This window comes from Achromobacter sp. RT286_PF, from assembly GCF_059760425.1.
In genome coordinates, this window is record NZ_JCBAMR010000020.1 from 11815 (window position 1) to 27395 (window position 15581).

Below are 15581 nucleotides of genomic sequence, written 5' to 3' on the forward strand. Positions count from 1 at the left end.
TTGTTTTGGCTGGCGGCGCGGGATCGGGCCGGAATTCAGGCCGGAATTCCGGCCATATTTCAAGCCACCATCAGGCCGGGTCCTTGTCCAAACGGCGCACCGCCGCGCTCAGTGTCGACAGATCAAACTCCTCGACGCCGCGACGCATCCCGCGCATCAACACGGTGACCAGCACCGGGACAAAGGCGGCCAGCAGGAACGATTCGAGCAGAAACGTAGGCTTGTCGCCCGGCGCCGGAAAGAAGAACAGTCCGGCCGCCAGCCCCGCGACCGTCGCGGTCGTTGCGGTGGCGCCATCGTGCTTGCGGCTGAACAGGCCATAGAACACCGGAAACGCGGCGGCCGAGCACAGCAGGTCGGCCAGCAGGAACAGATACAGCACGCTATAGCCCTGCGAGGCCACGATCATCACCGGAATCGCCAGCAGCAACACCGCCCAGCGCGCCAGACGCTTCATGTCCATGCCGGTGGCGCGCGGCATCAGGCGGCGCATATCCACCGCCACGATGCTGGACACGGCGCTGATGGCGGTGTCGGCCGTGCTCATGACCAACGACAGGCCCAACGGGATCAGCGCGATCACGAACCAGGCGGGCGCGTGCGGCATGATGACGCTGAACAGCGCGATGGAACTATCGCCCTGCGGCGCCAGCCCGACAAACGCAAGGCCGAACAAACCCATCAGGAAGATGAACGGCGCGGCCAGGATGCCCCCCAGCAAAAAACCATTGCGCATTGACCGCGTGTCTTTGGCGGCATAGATGCGCTGCCAGTTGCCCTGGTGGAAGATGCCGGTCAGCAAAATCGCCACGAAGAAGGTCAGGCCGGCCTTCACACCCACGGGATCGGTCAGATCCAGCAGCTGTGGCGCCTTGGCGCGTAAAGCCTCGATCGTCGGCAAGGCCCCGCCCGCCGCCTGCCAGCCCACCACGCAAAGAATCACCAGCAGCGGCACGATGACCATCATCTGCACCTGATCGGTGAAGATCGATGATCGCAAGCCACCATACGTGGTGTAGAGCAGCGTCGTGCCCATCACGATGGCGGCGGTGGCCCACAGCGGCACCGGCGCCAGCATGGTGACCAGCTTGGCAATGGCCGTGACCTCGGCCGACAGCGCGATGAACAGGTAGAACAGCATGATGAACAGCGCCAGCCCGTACATGGGCCGTCCGTACCGTGCCATCAGGAATTCCGTCAGCGTGTGACCGTGCGGGATCAGTTCGCGCATGCGCCGGCCCAACGGAATCATGACCAGACGCGGCGACATGGACCCCAGCGCGTAGCCGATAACCGCCGCCAAGCCGCCCCAGGTGGCGGCCTGCGCCGGCGAAAACAGAATCCACGCGCCCAGCGTGGACGCCATCAGCGTCAGGATGGTGCCAAAAGCGCCCTGGCTGTTGCGCGCCACGATGTAGTCTTCCAGCGTGCCGCGCTTGCGTCGCGTATACAGCACGCTGGCGGCGGCAAAGCCACCCGAAAAGAGCAGCAGCCACATCAAGGCGGTGGTTTGGGTCAGCATGGAAAGCGGTCCTCCCTGGCCCGGCAAACGGCCGGACGCGCGTTGCGGCCCCGTCCGCAAGGCGGGCCGCTGATGGATCAAAGCACTAGGGAGGGCGCGCGAATGGCGCGATGTCCTTCCCTTCGCCGGCATTACCCGGATCAGGTTCAAAGGGTTACCGCGACAACGCGGAATCTCAGCCAAACAGGCTCCCCCAGGAATTGCCGCAAGATTAGGGTCGCGGCAAGCCAATGTCAACGCATCGATTTATGCTAAGTTCGCCCGCTTGCGGCACCTGATTGCACGCGTGCCGGTGAACCGACGAGCCCACCATGCCCATTGCCCACCCCGCCCCCGCCTTGAATGAACAACTGGTAATCGTGACGGGAGGCGCCCGCGGATTGGGTGCGCACATCACACGGGCCTTTTTGCGGGAAGGCGCAAAGGTGGTGATCAATTATCTGAACAGCGCCCAGGCCGCGCAGGCGCTGGCCGCCACCGCGCCGCAACGGACGCTGGCGGTTCAGGCCGACGTGCGCGACGCAACCGCCGTCGCCGCCATGATCGCACAGGCGCAAAGCCACTTCGGCATGCCCGTCACCACGGTGGTCAACAACGCCCTGCCCGCCTTCGCCTTCAACGGCGACGCGCGCCCCCATGCCGACACGCTGACCTGGGACCACTTGAATCAGCAGATCGAAGGCAGCGTGCGCGGCGCGCTGAACACGACGCAAGCCGCCCTGCCCGGCATGCGCCAGGCTGGGGTGGGCCGCATCATCAACATCGGCACCAACCTGGTCCAGAACCCGGTGGTGCCGTATCACGACTACACCGCCGCCAAGGCCGCGCTGCTGTCGTTCACGCGCACGCTGTCGCAGGACCTGGGGCCCGACGGCATCACGGTCAACATGGTGTCCGGCGGCCTCTTGCGCACCACTGACGCGTCGGCCGCCACGCCAGAAGCCGTGTTCGACCTGATCGCCGCCAGCACGCCGCTGCGCGCCGTCACCACGCCGGAACAGTTCGCCGATGCCGTGCTGTTCTTTGCCAGCCCCTGGTCGCGCAGCGTCACCGGCCAGAACCTGGTCGTGGACGGCGGCCTCGTGAAGAACTGATCTCCATGTTGCACCTGAACCTGTTCATCTTCGGCTGCGGCCACCACCGCGCCGCCTGGCGACATCCGGACTCGGCTGCTGAACGCCTGGGCGATATCCGCTATTACGAATCGCTGGCGCGCACGGCGGAACGCGGCAAGCTGGACGCCATTTTTTTCGCCGACGGCCAGTCCACCGACAACATCGGCGACGGCCCGCGCTGGTACCTGGAGCCGCTGACGACCATGGCCGCCATCGCGCGCGCCACCACGCACATCGGCTTGATCAGCACCGTGTCCAGCACCTTTTTCACGCCGTTCCACGCGGCGCGCATGGTGGCGTCGCTGGACCACATATCGGGCGGACGCATGGGCTGGAACGTCGTCACGTCGATGTTCGACGCCGAAGCCCGCAACCACGGCTTTGAAGCCATGCCGGGGCACGACTGGCGCTACGCGCGCGCCGAAGAATTCGTGGACGTAGCGTTGCGCTTGTTCGATTCATGGAAGGACGATGCCCTGGCCATCGACCGCAACGGCGTCTATGGCGTGCCCGAGCGCGTGCGCCCGATCCACCATCACGGCGACCACTTCCTGGTGGACGGCCCGCTGACCGTGCCACGCCCGCCCCAAGGCCACCCCGTTCTGTTCCAGGCCGGTGCATCCGACCAAGGCCGCGACCTGGCCGCCCGGCGAGCCGAGGCGATCTACGCCGTGGCCTATGACTTGCCGGCCGCGCAATCGTATTACCGCGACATCAAGCAACGCGTACGCGACGCAGGGCGCACCGCCTTCGTGCCCATCATGCCGGGGCTGGTTACGTACGTGGGGTCAACCGAAGCCGAAGCCCGTGCCAAACAGCGCGAGCTGGACGTGTTGCTGCCCAGCGACGCATCGCTACGGCAGTTGGGCACCTTCGTGCTGCAAGATTGCAGCACCTGGGAGCTGGACGCTCCCGTGCCGGCGCTGGTGCCGCTGCATGAATTCAAGGGCCCCAAGGGCCGCTACGCCACCATTTTGCGCATCATTGAAACCGAGCAACCCACCGTGCGACAACTGCTGGGCCGCCTGGCGGCGGGTGGCGGCCACTGCACGATGGTGGGCACGCCCGAGCAAATCGCAGACCGGATGGAACACTGGTTCCGTAACGAAGGCGCCGACGGCTTCAACCTGATGCCGCCGTCGTTGCCGGGCGGCATCGATGACTTCGTGGACCAGGTGGTGCCGGTGTTGCAGCGGCGCGGCTTGTTTCGTACGGAATACGAACACACTACGCTGCGGGGGCATCTGGGGCTGGAGCGGCCGGCGGGATAGACGCGATAGACGCTGAAGCAACATGCGCGGACGTCCGCGCAAGCGCCTTCAAGCGACGAGCAACTAGCCGACAGAAGGCGCAGGTGCCGGATGCGTGTGCGCGTGCGTGGGCAATTGCGCAAGACGCCGCCGCTCTTGGGCAGCCGCTTTTCGGTTGACTTGGCGCGTTGCCAGCCAGTCGTACAACACAATGCCCGGATGACGGGACAGCACGGCGCCGACGGCGACCGCGAGAATGAAGGTAATAACCAGCGTCAGCCAAAGCATCTGACGCACTCCTTAAAAACCTACCGGTTCGGATACCGGATGAAAGATCGCGTTCAGAAAACTAACATCTGCCGCAGCTGGAAGGTAATTTACTGCACAAGCGTGAAATTGGCGTGAAATGCTCACTGGAAAACACTGTTCCGTAATTGCGAGAAACAGGTGTATACCGCTGGGCCGAAAACGCCACCGTGCTGCCGTTCAGCGCCGAATACGCCTCGAAAACGCCACCGGATCTTCCTCCGGCGTCGTCACCGCCCCCACCGCCGCCCGCTTGCGGAGCGCGTCCAGCGGCACACTGGGGTCCAGGCCGCCCTGTTCATACAGGTATTCGGGCAGGTAGCCCGACAGCAGCAGGCGGTAATCCAGTGGCAGGCCGGGCACGATGGCGTTGACCATGTGATAGACCAGCGTGGTGCAGTTGGCGGTGACCGTGTGATAGAAGCGCGGCGTGGTGGTCAGGGCGTTGGCCGTGTCCACGTAGGACACGAACAGCCGGCGCATGGCGTCCGGCGGCATGTGGACCGGGTACAGGTAGACGTTTTCGCCACGCGGCCCGGCACGGACATACAGGATGTCGCGTTCTTCGGCGGCCACGACGCTGAGTTCGAACTGCTTGAAGAAGCCGCCGATTTCCGAGAATTGCTCGCTGCGTTCTTTGCGGATTTCAACCGAGAAAACAACGTGGCGGCCGTCGGCAAAGCCGAAGGACACCAGCGTATGGGCAATGGCCGGGCCGTCCCAGTACGACAGCACCATGTCAACGGACACGAGCTGGTCCAGATCGTATTGGCGCGTTTCCCAGCGGACGGTGTAGTCGTCGTCCGCGCGCCAATCGAAATTACGGACGTTTTGCAGGGTGACGACGGAACCTTGCACGGACCCGCGCAACATGCGGGCCACGTCGTCGGCCCAGATGCGGTCGTTGGAGGGTGCCAGCGTTTGCCACCAGGCGCACAGCAACGCCAGCCCGACTACGTAGCCCCAGCCCGCGCGCCGTCGCCACGGTGCTGCCCGCCACACGGCCACCATCGCCACCACGCAAAGCGCCGTCCATGCGACGCCCGCAGCGCCCTTGCCCCAGTTGCCGCCGGGCGCCTGATAGGCCAGCGCCAGGCATCCCCACAACGCTGACCCCGCCAACAGCAAGGACAGCAACACACGTCCCGCCATGGCCGCCGCCCTGCGCACCGCCCTCTTAGCCACCGGCATGAACGCCCACGATTTCCATAACGCCGTTGATGACGAATTGCACGCCCATGCACACCAGCAAAAAGCCCATGACGCGCGAAATGGCCTCAACGCCGCTTTGCCCGATCACGGCGACGATACGGCCCGCTGATCGCAGGCACACCCAGAACAACAGGCCCAGCAGCGCGAACACGATGACCGGCGTCACGGCAACGACCCACGGCGCGTATTGCGGCGTGATGGTTGCGTCCACCGAGGCCGCGCCGCTGATGATCATGGCGATGGTGCCGGGCCCCGCCGTGCCCGGCAAGGCCAGCGGCACGAAGGCGATGTTGGGCGTTTGCCGTGTCTGTGCGTCGGCAGCGGCTTCGGCGGCCAGCGTGCGCGGCTCAGCGGGCGGAAACAGCATGCTGAAGCCGATACTGACCACGATCAGGCCGCCCGCGATGCGCAGTCCGGGAATCGAAATTCCAAAGGTATGCATGATCCACGCGCCGGCGTAGTAGGTGACCAGCATCACGCCCACCACGTAAAACGCCGCTTGCGTAACCTGGCGTTCGCGTTCCTTGTAGGGAATCTGCGCGCCCAGCGACAGCAGCAGCGTCATGGAAGTCAGCGGATTGGCCAACGGCAGCATCAGCGCCAGACCCAGGCTGATCAGCTTGCCCAGTTGGATCAGGTCATCAATCATGGAACTCCCGATAAAAGGACGCGCAATTCGCGACAGGCGCCTTGCCGGGCGCGACGGTTCAATCATGCAGTGCCCGCTACCTTACACACTTCCGGCCGCGTTCGGCGCGATGCCGGGCGCGATGCCTGGCGCAACGCCGGGCGCAATGCCGGGCGCAATGGCAGCCCGCCTCACACCGATCTGCTTCACGACTTTCTGATTATCAACGTCTATTAAACTGCTGCAATTGTCGCGGTGGCGTGCGTTGCCCAGGATACAGGCGCTAAACAGGCGCGAAACACATGGGCTGAACACAGGCGCTGAACACAGGCGCAACGCAAGGGCGCCACATCAAAGCGCCCTACATATAGGCGCCACACCGCGGCCGACGCATTTGCCGCACCTTTATTTTGTGACCCCGGAGTTTTCCCTTGAGCGATCTTTTCCATTTCAGCCGTGGCACCGCCCCGCTGCTGATCTCCATTCCCCACCTTGGCAGCCAGATTCCCGACGCGCAGCGCCCGCAGATGACGCCGCTGGCCTTGCAGTCCGGCGACACCGACTGGCATCTGGACACGTTGTACCAATTTGCCCAGGCGCTGGGTGCGTCGGTGCTGGGCGCGCGTTATTCGCGCTACGTGGTGGACCTGAACCGCCCGCCCAACGATGAAAGCCTGTATCCCGGCCAGACCAAAACCGGCCTGTGCCCGACGCAGACCTTTCGCGGCGAAGCGCTGTACCAGAACGAAGGCGTGCTGACCGACGCCGAACGCGCACACCGCCTGCAAGCCTATTGGCAGCCGTATCACGCCCAGCTGCGCAGCGAGCTGGATCGCATCAAGGCCGAGCACGGCACCGTGCTGCTGTGGGAAGCGCATTCCATCGCCAGCGTGCTGCCGCGCCTGTTCGAAGGCAAGCTGCCCGACCTGAACATCGGCACGTCCGATGGCGCGGCCTGCGCGCCCGACATCCTGGCCGCCGTGCAGGCGCAACTGGACACCTGCAAGGACTACACCTGGGCGGTGAACGGCCGCTTCAAGGGCGGGTACATCACGCGCCACTACGGTTCGCCGGCCGACAACGTGCATGCCATTCAACTGGAAATGTGCCAGTCCACCTACATGGACGAAACGTACCCCTACGGCTACCGCCCGGATCTAGCCGACAAGGTCATCCCGGTGGTGCAGGCGATGGTCGGCGCTGCGCTCAAGCAGACGACGGCGCGCCGGGGATGAGCCCCAAGAGCCCTACCAACTAAAGCAGCGCAATCAGCCCCGGCCCGCGCGCCTGGCCGGCGTGCGCAGCCGGCCCATCCCATGCACGGGATGTGGCGCCGCGGGCTGCGCGCGCCTGACGCCGACGTCGGACAGGCGTTAGGGGCTTTTGCGGACGATGCCGACGCTGACGTTGAAGCCGGGAATCTGGTCCCACTGTGCGCGCGGCAAGCGTGGCGTTTCGACGCCCATGCCGATGTCGTAGGCGACGCCGCCGGGTCCCGCGCGCCAGGCAAACGGCGCCGGGCTGGCCCAGCCGCAGCAGACGTATTCCAGCGCGGGCATGCCGAATGCCTGCATCAGATAGGCCTCCAGTTTGACGGCGGATGAACCGCTGACGCGGTAGTTCGCCCGCATCGGCTGGATGTAGGAATCGTCGTCCTGCTCGCAGCCCAGGTATTCAAGATAGTCGGGCTTTCTGCCCAGGGTTTGCAGAAAGTCCTGGCACGGCGTGTCGGGCGGCGCGATGCCGGCAGCCCGGTCATCGGCTTCCCACCGTGCCAGCGTGGCCCCGGAAGCCCCCGCGGTCGACGCTGCGGCAGCCGACGCTGCGGCAGACGTCACCCCCGCAGCCATTGCCCCGCCAGCCGCAACGCTCAGCCATAACCCCAGACACACGCCTGCCACACCCGCGCGACCCGGCCCGGTCCCATACCCAATCCATCTCATCGTCATGTCCTTGCGGCGTCCGCCACATCCCCCGCGCGCAAGCCGGGCGGAACACCATGATTCTGCGCGTCGACCTTGCCGCGCCCTTCCTCGGCCAGGAATTCCACCAGCGCGGGTAGCGATGCGTCCATGGGACGGTTGGCGTGCACGCGCATGACATAGCCCCACGACCCCGGCATCCGCAATTGCGGCACCAGCGGCACCAGCCGGCCACTGGCCAGGTCTTCGTCGATCAGCGGCGCGCGTCCCAAGGCGATGCCCACGCCCGCGGCGGCGGCGGCCACGACGGTGCTCAGCCCGCTTAGCACCATCGGTTCCTGCCAATCGGAGTCAGCCAGCCCCAGGCGCGGACTCCAGGTTCGCCAGTCCGTTTCCGGGCTATCGATGTGCTTTTCCTCCAGCCAGCGATGCCGCAGGAACACGCGCGGGTCGTTGCGGTCGGCTTCGGGGATCAGGGCCGGGCTGCACACGGGCACCACGGTTTCGGTCATCAGCGCGATGTCGCCGGCCTCGGCCACATGCGGGCCGCCGGTGCGCACGTGTAGAAAAGCCAGGTCGATATCCTGGCTTTTCCAGGCGGGATCCTGGCTGGCGTGCAGATAGACCTGCACGCCGATGTCCGGGTGCAGTTCGATGAAGCGGCCGATGCGCGGCGCGAGCCACAGCGCCGCCAGCGACGGGTTGGCCGACACGTTCAGCGTGTAGCGGCGCTTGCCTCGCGCCGTGGCGCGAACCTGGCGGCAGGCGGAGTCCAATAGGGTCAAGGCCTGTTGTACGGAAACCAGAAGCTCGCTGCCCGCCGGGGTGGTTTCAGCACGGCGCACGGTGCCACCCCGTCGCAACAGCGGCACGCCCAGATCCGCCTCCAACGACCGCAGCTGATGGCTGACCGCGCTCTTGGTGACATGCAGTTCGGCGGCGGCGCGGCTCAGGCTGCCCAGGCGGGCAACGGCTTCAAAGGCGCGCAGGGCCGCCAGGGGTGGCGTGTGGCTGGGCTGATCGGGCATCGGTTGAGTTTATCTCAACCCATGATTGAAAAACACTCGCTATCGCGAAGCCGTCGGATCAGCGACCATGCTGGCTCTGGATGGAGCACTGATATGTATTTCGACTCTCGATTGTGGCGAATGACGGCGGGGTTGCGCGCCGGCATGGCGGGCGGCATCTTCCTGGGCCTGTTGGCGCTGGGCGCGGGCATTGCCCGTTATGTCTTCCTGGGCCAGCTGCTGGCCCGCGTGTTCAACGGCGCCCCTTGGCAAGACTGGATCACGCCCGCGCTGTGCGTGGGCGCGATGGTGCTGCTGCGCGCGCTGTTCGACCACTGGCGCACCGTGCAGGCCAACCACACATCGGCCCAGATCCAGCAAAGCCTGCGCGGCAAGCTGTATGACCGTATCGTCGCGCTCGGACCCGCGTGGTTTGCCAACCAGCGCACCGGCGGCGTCATGCTGACGGTGGTCGATGGCGTCGAGCAGCTGCAAACGTTTTTCGGCCAGTACCTGCCGCAAGTGGCCATCGCGGCCGTCGCACCCTTCGCGATCTTTGCCGTGATTGCATTCTGGGACGTGCCCACGGCGCTGGTGTTTCTGGCGGCGGCGCTGTTCGCCCTGTTCGGCCCCATGGCCGTGCACATGCTGGACCGGCGCGCCAGCCAGGCGCGCACCCGCGCGCTGAATGCGTTCGGCGAAGACTTCCTGGATGCGGTGCAAGGCCTGCCCACCTTGAAGTCCTATGGTCAGGGCAAGGCGTGGGGCCGGCGTTTGGCCGCGCGCGCCCGCAGCTTGTCCGACAACACATTCTGGGTGTTGTCCGTCAGCTTGCTGACGCGCGGCATCAGCGATCTGGGCGTGGCGCTGGGCGCCGCGCTGGCGCTGACCCTGGGCGCGTGGCGCGTGGCCGCTGGCGACATGAGCGTGGAAGCGCTGCTGATCGTGCTGATGGCCGGCACCGAGATCTTCCGGCCGTTGCGTGACCTGCGCTCGGTCTTGCATCGCGGCATGCTGGGCCAATCCGCCGCCGTCAGCATCCATGCGCTGATGGATGCGCAACCGCTTACGCCCGTGCCTGTGTCCGTGCCTGTGTCCGTGCCTGTGTCCGTGTCGGCTTCCGTGCCCGCGTCCGTGGCCCGAGACGGCGCGCAAGGTGGCCACCCTGTTGCCGCGCCGCCCACATCCGGCAAGCTGGCGCCCACCATCGAATTCGACAACGTGGCGTTTGCCTACACGCCCGAACGCCCCGCGCATCAGGGGCTGGCGTTCACCATCGCGGCCGGCGAACGCGTTGGCGTGGTCGGCCCAAGCGGCGCGGGCAAGTCCACTATCGTGCGCCTGCTGCTGCGCGAATGCGTGCCGCAGACGGGCGTTATCCGCGTCGGCGGGCACGACGTGAACACGCTGGACACGCAAACGCTGCTGTCGCAGATCGCGCTGGTCAGCCAGGACATCACGCTGTTTCACGGCACCATCGACGACAACCTGCGGCTGGGTCGGCCGGACGCCACGCATGAACAGGTGCGCGCCGCCGCCCGCGCCGCCAATATCGATGACTTCATCATGGCGCTGCCCGCCGGATATGCCACGCGCATCGGCGAGCGCGGCCTGCAATTGTCGGGCGGCCAGCGCCAGCGCGTGGCCATTGCCCGCGCCCTGCTGCGCGACGCGCCCATCCTGATCCTGGACGAAGCGCTGTCGTCGGTGGACACCGAAAACGAAGCGCTGATCCAACAGGCGCTGGACCGCCTGATGGCGGGCCGCACCACGCTGATCCTGGCGCATCGGCTGGCCAGCGTGATCGGGGCCGATCGCAACCTGGTGCTAGACCACGGGCGCATTGTCGAAGCCGGCCCGCACGCGCAGTTGATGCAGCAGCGCGGGCTGTATTACCGGCTGATGCACGAACAGGCCGAAGCGCATGAGAGTCCTTCGGCCGGGGTGGCGGTGGCATCGATCAACACGCCCCTCAACGCGCTGAACGACGCGTCCGTCAACGCAACCGCTGACGCCCCCGTCGACACCGCCAACACCCGCACGGCCGACGCCGCCAAATCCCTGCAAGACAACGACGACCGCGCCCAGGGCCCTGCCCTGCGCCCGCTGGACGCCGACGCCGAACAGGTCGGCTGGCGCGCCACGCTGGGCACCTTGTTGGCCGTGGTCCGGCCATGGCGTGGCACCTTGACCGCCACCATCTTGCTGGGCGTGGCGCGCGTGGCGGCCTTTATCGGCGTTGGCGTATTCAGCGCCCTGATCGTGGCCGCTATCCGCGATGGCCGCGATATTGGCGGCCTGGTCGCCGGCCTGCTGGTCTGCGCGCCGCTGGCCGCGCTGTTCCACTGGCTGGAGTCGTGGTTGGCGCATGCGATGGCGTATCAGTTGCTGGCCGACATGCGCGTCAAGCTTTTCGACAAGCTGGAACGGCTGGCGCCCGCCTATCTGTTGCAGCGCCGTTCTGGCGACCTGGTAGCGCTGGCGACGCAGGACGTCGAAATGGTCGAGTACTTCTACGCGCACACCATCGCCCCGGCCATCGTGTCGGTGCTGGTGCCGCTGTCGGTGCTGGGCTTTTTGGCCGTCTACAGCTGGCCCGTGGCGCTGGCGCTGCTGCCCTTTCTGGCGTACGCGCTGGTCTCGCCGGTGCGCGGCCGCCGTCATGTGGACGCCCTGGGCGACAAGGCGCGCCAGGCCTTGGGCGAAATGAGCGCGCACGCCACGGACACCATCCAGGGTCTGGCCGACCTGACCGCATTCCAGGCCACCGGCCGCCGCCGTGGAGAGTTCCTGAAAGTGGCCGACGCCTACCGCGTCCGCCGCCTTGCCATCCTGCGGGACCTGTCAAAGCAGAACGCCTGGTTTGAAGTGGCGATGGGCCTGGGCGGGTTGGCGGTGGCGGTGGTGGGCGCATTACAGGTGTCAGCCGGCGCCTTGTCGGCCGGGATGCTGCCCCTGCTGGTGCTGATCGCCATGGCGACCTTCCTGCCCGTTTCCGAAATTTCGCAAGTCAGCCGCCAGTTGGCGGACACCATCGCGGCCACGCGCCGGCTGCATGTGGTCAGCAACGAACCCGAGCCCGTGACCGACGGACCGCTGTCGCCGCCCGTGGCCACGCACGGTCTGGCGCTGGCGTTTGAACACGTGACCTTCGCGTATCCGGGCAAAGAGGAAGACACGCTGAAGGACCTTAGCTTCAAGGTGCCGGCCGGCGCCACGGTCGCCATCGTGGGCGCATCGGGCGCGGGCAAAAGCACGGTGGCCAGCCTGTTGCTGCGCTTCTGGGACCCCCGCCTGGGCGCGGTCAAGCTGGACGGCATGGACGTGCGCCAACTGCAACTGGACGGTCTGCGCGACCGCGTGGCGCTGGTCACGCAGGACACGTATCTGTTTAACGACACGCTGGAGGCAAACATCCGGCTGGCGCGCCCCGAGGCCACGCCCGACGAGGTAGCGCGCGCGCTGGACCAGGCGGCGCTGACCGACTTCGTGAAGCAACTGCCCGACGGCCTGGCAACGCCCGTCGGCGAGCGCGGCATGCAGTTATCCGGCGGCCAGCGCCAGCGCATCTCGATTGCGCGCGCCTTTCTGAAAAATGCGCCCGTGCTGATTCTGGACGAAGCGACCTCGCACCTGGACACCTTGTCCGAGCTACAGGTGCGAGGCGCGCTGGATGCGCTGATGCAGCACCGCACAACACTGGTCATTGCGCACCGCCTGTCCACCATCCGCAATGCCGACCTGATCCTGGTACTGGACCGGGGCACGCTGGCCGAGGCCGGCACGCACGACCAATTGCTTGCCAGGCAAGGGGCTTATGCGCGCCTGGCAAGCCACCAGGGCGGCTACGCGGTCAGTAGCGCAACGTCTCTACCGACTTAGCGTTGGCGCGCACTTCGGCGGGCGTGAACCAGACACGCTTGCTGCCGAAGTCCCGGTACATGTCGAACTGGTCGCGCGAGTGGACGGACGCTGTGCCGTCCGGGGCGACAAAGCCGCTTTGCCCCGGCGCCACCACATCCACCGCGCGCACGCCCTTGCCGTCGAACACCGTCATGTTGTTCTCGGTGCCCCGGTTCTGGGTGGACGGAAAGCTCAGCACCGCCTTGTCGTCCGCCTGCGGCACGCCCAGGAAGTTCTTGGGCGCAAACACCATCGGCGCGGCCGGAATGCGCCACGCGGCCGGGTCCTGGCCATAGGTCTTTTGCAAGGTGGCCAGGGCATCGTCCAGCGCGGCCAGCGTGACGGATTCGGGGCGCTTGCCGTTGAAGAAGTCGTACGTTTGCGGCACGCCGGCATCGGGGCCGGCCAGCGCGTTGAACAACACCTTCACGCCCACCGTCAGGTTCAGCGAACCCACGGCCGGCGCGGCCGGTGTGGGATAGCCGGTGGCGCCGTACCACTTGAAGAAATCGGCCGGCATGTCGTCGGCCAAGGTCGCGCGCAGCATGGCGCGCAGCCACGCGTCCATCACCGCCGGGCCGACGTTGTCGTAGTAACCCGGCTGCTTATCGCTGGTGCCCATGCCGTCCCAGGCGGTCAGCCCTGCCACCAGTTTGGCGCGGGCATCATCGGCCGGCAGGCCCGCCACCGCGCGTTGCAGGAATGGCAGGAAATGGCGGCGGTTCACGTCGGCGTAGCTGGTGGTGCGGATCAGGTCCCACATCTGCTGCGCGCTGACCTTGCCGCCGTTGGCCGTCATGGCCTTCAGACGCGTTTCGATTTCGGCGTAGCGGTCGGCCTGGCCCCACACGATGGCGAACAAGTCGGTGGACGGATAGCCGCGCATGGGCTGGTTGTTCCAGTTGCCGATGAAGCCTTGGCGCGGGTTGTAGACCTGCGGATTGGTGGCAAACGGCAGCATGCCGTCCCAGTCCATTTCGCCGGTGCCCGGTACGGGCAGGCGCGGGTCGTGGCCGGGTTTGCGCTTGGGATAAAAGCCGGTGTGGGCGTAGCCGATATTGCCGCGATCGTCGGCGTAGTACCAGTTGATGGTCAACGCGTGGCGCGCGGCCTGCTGCTTCCATTCGCCCCAGTTGCGCACCTGCGCCTTGTGCGTCCAGGCCATCAGCGATTGCAGCTCGTAACCTTCCCACGCGCGCGCCTTGGCGTAGGCCACATGCTGCTTGTCGTCGAACTTGGTGACGATGCCGTGCACCGTGCGGTACACGTCCATCAGCACCGGTTGGCCACCCTTGACCGGGATCAGCTCGGTGCGCTTTTCCATCGTCTTCCATTGGCCGTCATGGAAATAACGGGTGCGGTCGGCGGGGTCGAGCTTTTCGGCGTAGATGTCCACGTCGTCGCCAAAGCCGGCCGTCGAGCCCCAGGTGACATGGGCGTTGTGGCCGAACAGGATGCTGGGATAGGCGAACGGGGTGTTGCCCACCACGTCGAACCCGGCGCCGTGCAGGCCGATGCCGTAGGTGTAGGCGGGGTTCCACCAGCCGAATTGCGGGCCGTTCAGCAAGATGGACCTGGCGTCCTTGGCGTGCTCGCGACCCACGATCCACATATTGCTGGTGGTGGGAAAGCCGGCGATGCCGGGTTGGCCTGATTCGGCGAACTGCGCCAGCATGCGGGCAGGTGCATCGGCGGCGGGGTCGGTGGCGTTGTCGGTGTGCGTATCGGACAGCACACCGCGCGTCTGCGGGTCGCGCGCCACGCGTTCGAGCATGGGCGGTGTGCCGTCGTAGCGCGGCAAGGCATACGACAGCTTGGCCGGTGCCGGCGCCGCGGCCGACGGGGCTCCCGGCTGATACACGCCCTCTTCTTCGGGCACGGTCGTGGGCGCGCGGCTATCGGTCATCCAGCGCAGCTGGTTGAAGATCTGCATCGCGCGCGCCTCGCCGTGCCTGTCCTTCAAGGCGGTCAGCAGGGCCAGGTTGTCGACCTCGCTGTTGGCATCCGAGAACCGGTTGGCCATGGTGCCCACGAACACCATGGCCACGTCATAGGCTGTCCAGTTGATCGGCTGAAATTGCAGGTCGTTGAATTCCTTGGGCATCAGCGTGTCGGGCTGGGCGCGCACGCGCGCGATCCACGCGTTCATGCCGGCGGCATAGCCGTCCAGAATCTGGCGTTCGGAATCGGGCAGCGCGGCCAGCTGGCGCTGGATGCGTTCGGGCGAAAAATTGCCGCGTATGGACTTGTCGAACGCCACCATTTTTTCGCCCAGCACATCAGCAACCTGCCCCTGCGTGCTGCGGCGCGCCATCTCCATCTGGAACAAGCGGTCTTGCGCCACCGCGTAGCCGTAGCCATAGAACAGGCCGTAGACCGTGTCGGCGTACACGTGCGGCATGCCGTAGCCATCGCGGCGGATGGTGACGGCCTTGGATGCAGCGTGGGACGCCTGGCCGCCGGTGGCGGATACGGGCGCCGAGCCTTGCATGGCAGGCTGGGCGGAATTCGCGTTCCGGGATGTTTCCAAGGCCAGGGCCGGGGCCGCGCCCACGCTGGCGCAGGCCGCCAGGATGGCGGCCGACAACAAATGCTGCTTCATTGAATCTGTCTCCGAATTGATAAGCCGCGCCCATCGTGCGAGTGCCCAGGCGCGGGATGCGGCGCCTCTGTCGGGCGCCGTCGGGGACCATGATAAGAAGGCATTACTTATAAT

At 66.3% G+C, this 15581-nt stretch carries 11 protein-coding genes and 1 riboswitch; of the genes, 4 read left to right on the forward strand and 7 right to left on the reverse strand.

The window, feature by feature from the left end:
• Window positions 1-70 precede the first annotated feature (70 nt).
• On the reverse strand, window positions 71-1522 hold the full coding sequence (locus tag AC6LJY_RS16595; RefSeq protein ID WP_498136372.1) for a sodium:solute symporter family protein: 1452 nt from the start codon (window positions 1520-1522) through the stop codon (window positions 71-73).
• 100 nt (window positions 1523-1622) lie between these two features.
• Window positions 1623-1727: riboswitch (TPP riboswitch) on the reverse strand.
• 106 nt (window positions 1728-1833) lie between these two features.
• Here AC6LJY_RS16595 and AC6LJY_RS16600 point away from each other — a divergent pair.
• The gene (locus tag AC6LJY_RS16600) at window positions 1834-2616 is read left to right on the forward strand and encodes a 3-oxoacyl-ACP reductase (protein WP_046804586.1); all 783 of its coding nucleotides are present in this window, start codon (window positions 1834-1836) and stop codon (window positions 2614-2616) included.
• A gap of 5 nt (window positions 2617-2621) precedes the next feature.
• Window positions 2622-3908 (forward strand): LLM class flavin-dependent oxidoreductase, encoded by a 1287-nt coding sequence (locus AC6LJY_RS16605; RefSeq protein WP_046804585.1) that lies wholly within the window; start codon window positions 2622-2624, stop codon window positions 3906-3908.
• A gap of 63 nt (window positions 3909-3971) precedes the next feature.
• On the opposite strand, the gene AC6LJY_RS16610 is transcribed toward AC6LJY_RS16605, so the two are convergent.
• The 3 genes from AC6LJY_RS16610 to AC6LJY_RS16620 all read right to left on the reverse strand — a co-directional run bounded on the left by AC6LJY_RS16610 (window position 3972) and on the right by AC6LJY_RS16620 (window position 6054).
• Complete coding sequence (locus AC6LJY_RS16610) at window positions 3972-4175, reverse strand: hypothetical protein (protein WP_120154882.1); 204 nt, start codon at window positions 4173-4175, stop codon at window positions 3972-3974.
• 198 nt (window positions 4176-4373) lie between these two features.
• Window positions 4374-5345: an Lnb N-terminal periplasmic domain-containing protein gene (locus tag AC6LJY_RS16615; protein ID WP_498136373.1), complete on the reverse strand. Its 972-nt coding sequence runs from the start codon at window positions 5343-5345 to the stop codon at window positions 4374-4376.
• A 25-nt stretch (window positions 5346-5370) separates the two neighbouring features.
• Complete coding sequence (locus AC6LJY_RS16620; protein WP_046804762.1) at window positions 5371-6054, reverse strand: MarC family NAAT transporter; 684 nt, start codon at window positions 6052-6054, stop codon at window positions 5371-5373.
• A 410-nt stretch (window positions 6055-6464) separates the two neighbouring features.
• Here AC6LJY_RS16620 and hutG point away from each other — a divergent pair, with 410 nt between their 5' ends.
• Entirely contained in the window at window positions 6465-7268 is an 804-nt protein-coding gene (gene hutG, locus AC6LJY_RS16625) for an N-formylglutamate deformylase (RefSeq protein WP_219990468.1), read from the forward strand.
• A 138-nt stretch (window positions 7269-7406) separates the two neighbouring features.
• Here the strand turns inward: hutG and AC6LJY_RS16630 are convergent, their stop codons facing one another.
• Both AC6LJY_RS16630 and AC6LJY_RS16635 read right to left on the reverse strand, forming a co-directional pair.
• Window positions 7407-7871 (reverse strand): DUF4952 domain-containing protein, encoded by a 465-nt coding sequence (locus tag AC6LJY_RS16630; RefSeq protein ID WP_498136374.1) that lies wholly within the window; start codon window positions 7869-7871, stop codon window positions 7407-7409.
• Between the two features lie 107 nt (window positions 7872-7978).
• Complete coding sequence (locus tag AC6LJY_RS16635) at window positions 7979-8983, reverse strand: LysR substrate-binding domain-containing protein (protein WP_485802260.1); 1005 nt, start codon at window positions 8981-8983, stop codon at window positions 7979-7981.
• Window positions 8984-9076: 93 nt separating this feature from the next.
• On the opposite strand from AC6LJY_RS16635, the gene AC6LJY_RS16640 reads away from it, so the two are divergent.
• Entirely contained in the window at window positions 9077-12844 is a 3768-nt protein-coding gene (locus AC6LJY_RS16640; protein ID WP_498136375.1) for an ABC transporter ATP-binding protein/permease, read from the forward strand.
• Here AC6LJY_RS16640 and AC6LJY_RS16645 read toward each other — a convergent pair.
• A complete protein-coding gene (locus AC6LJY_RS16645; RefSeq protein ID WP_498136376.1) occupies window positions 12816-15467 on the reverse strand; it encodes a penicillin G acylase in 2652 nt (883 codons plus the stop codon). The genes AC6LJY_RS16640 and AC6LJY_RS16645 overlap by 29 nt on opposite strands.
• Window positions 15468-15581 lie beyond the last annotated feature (114 nt).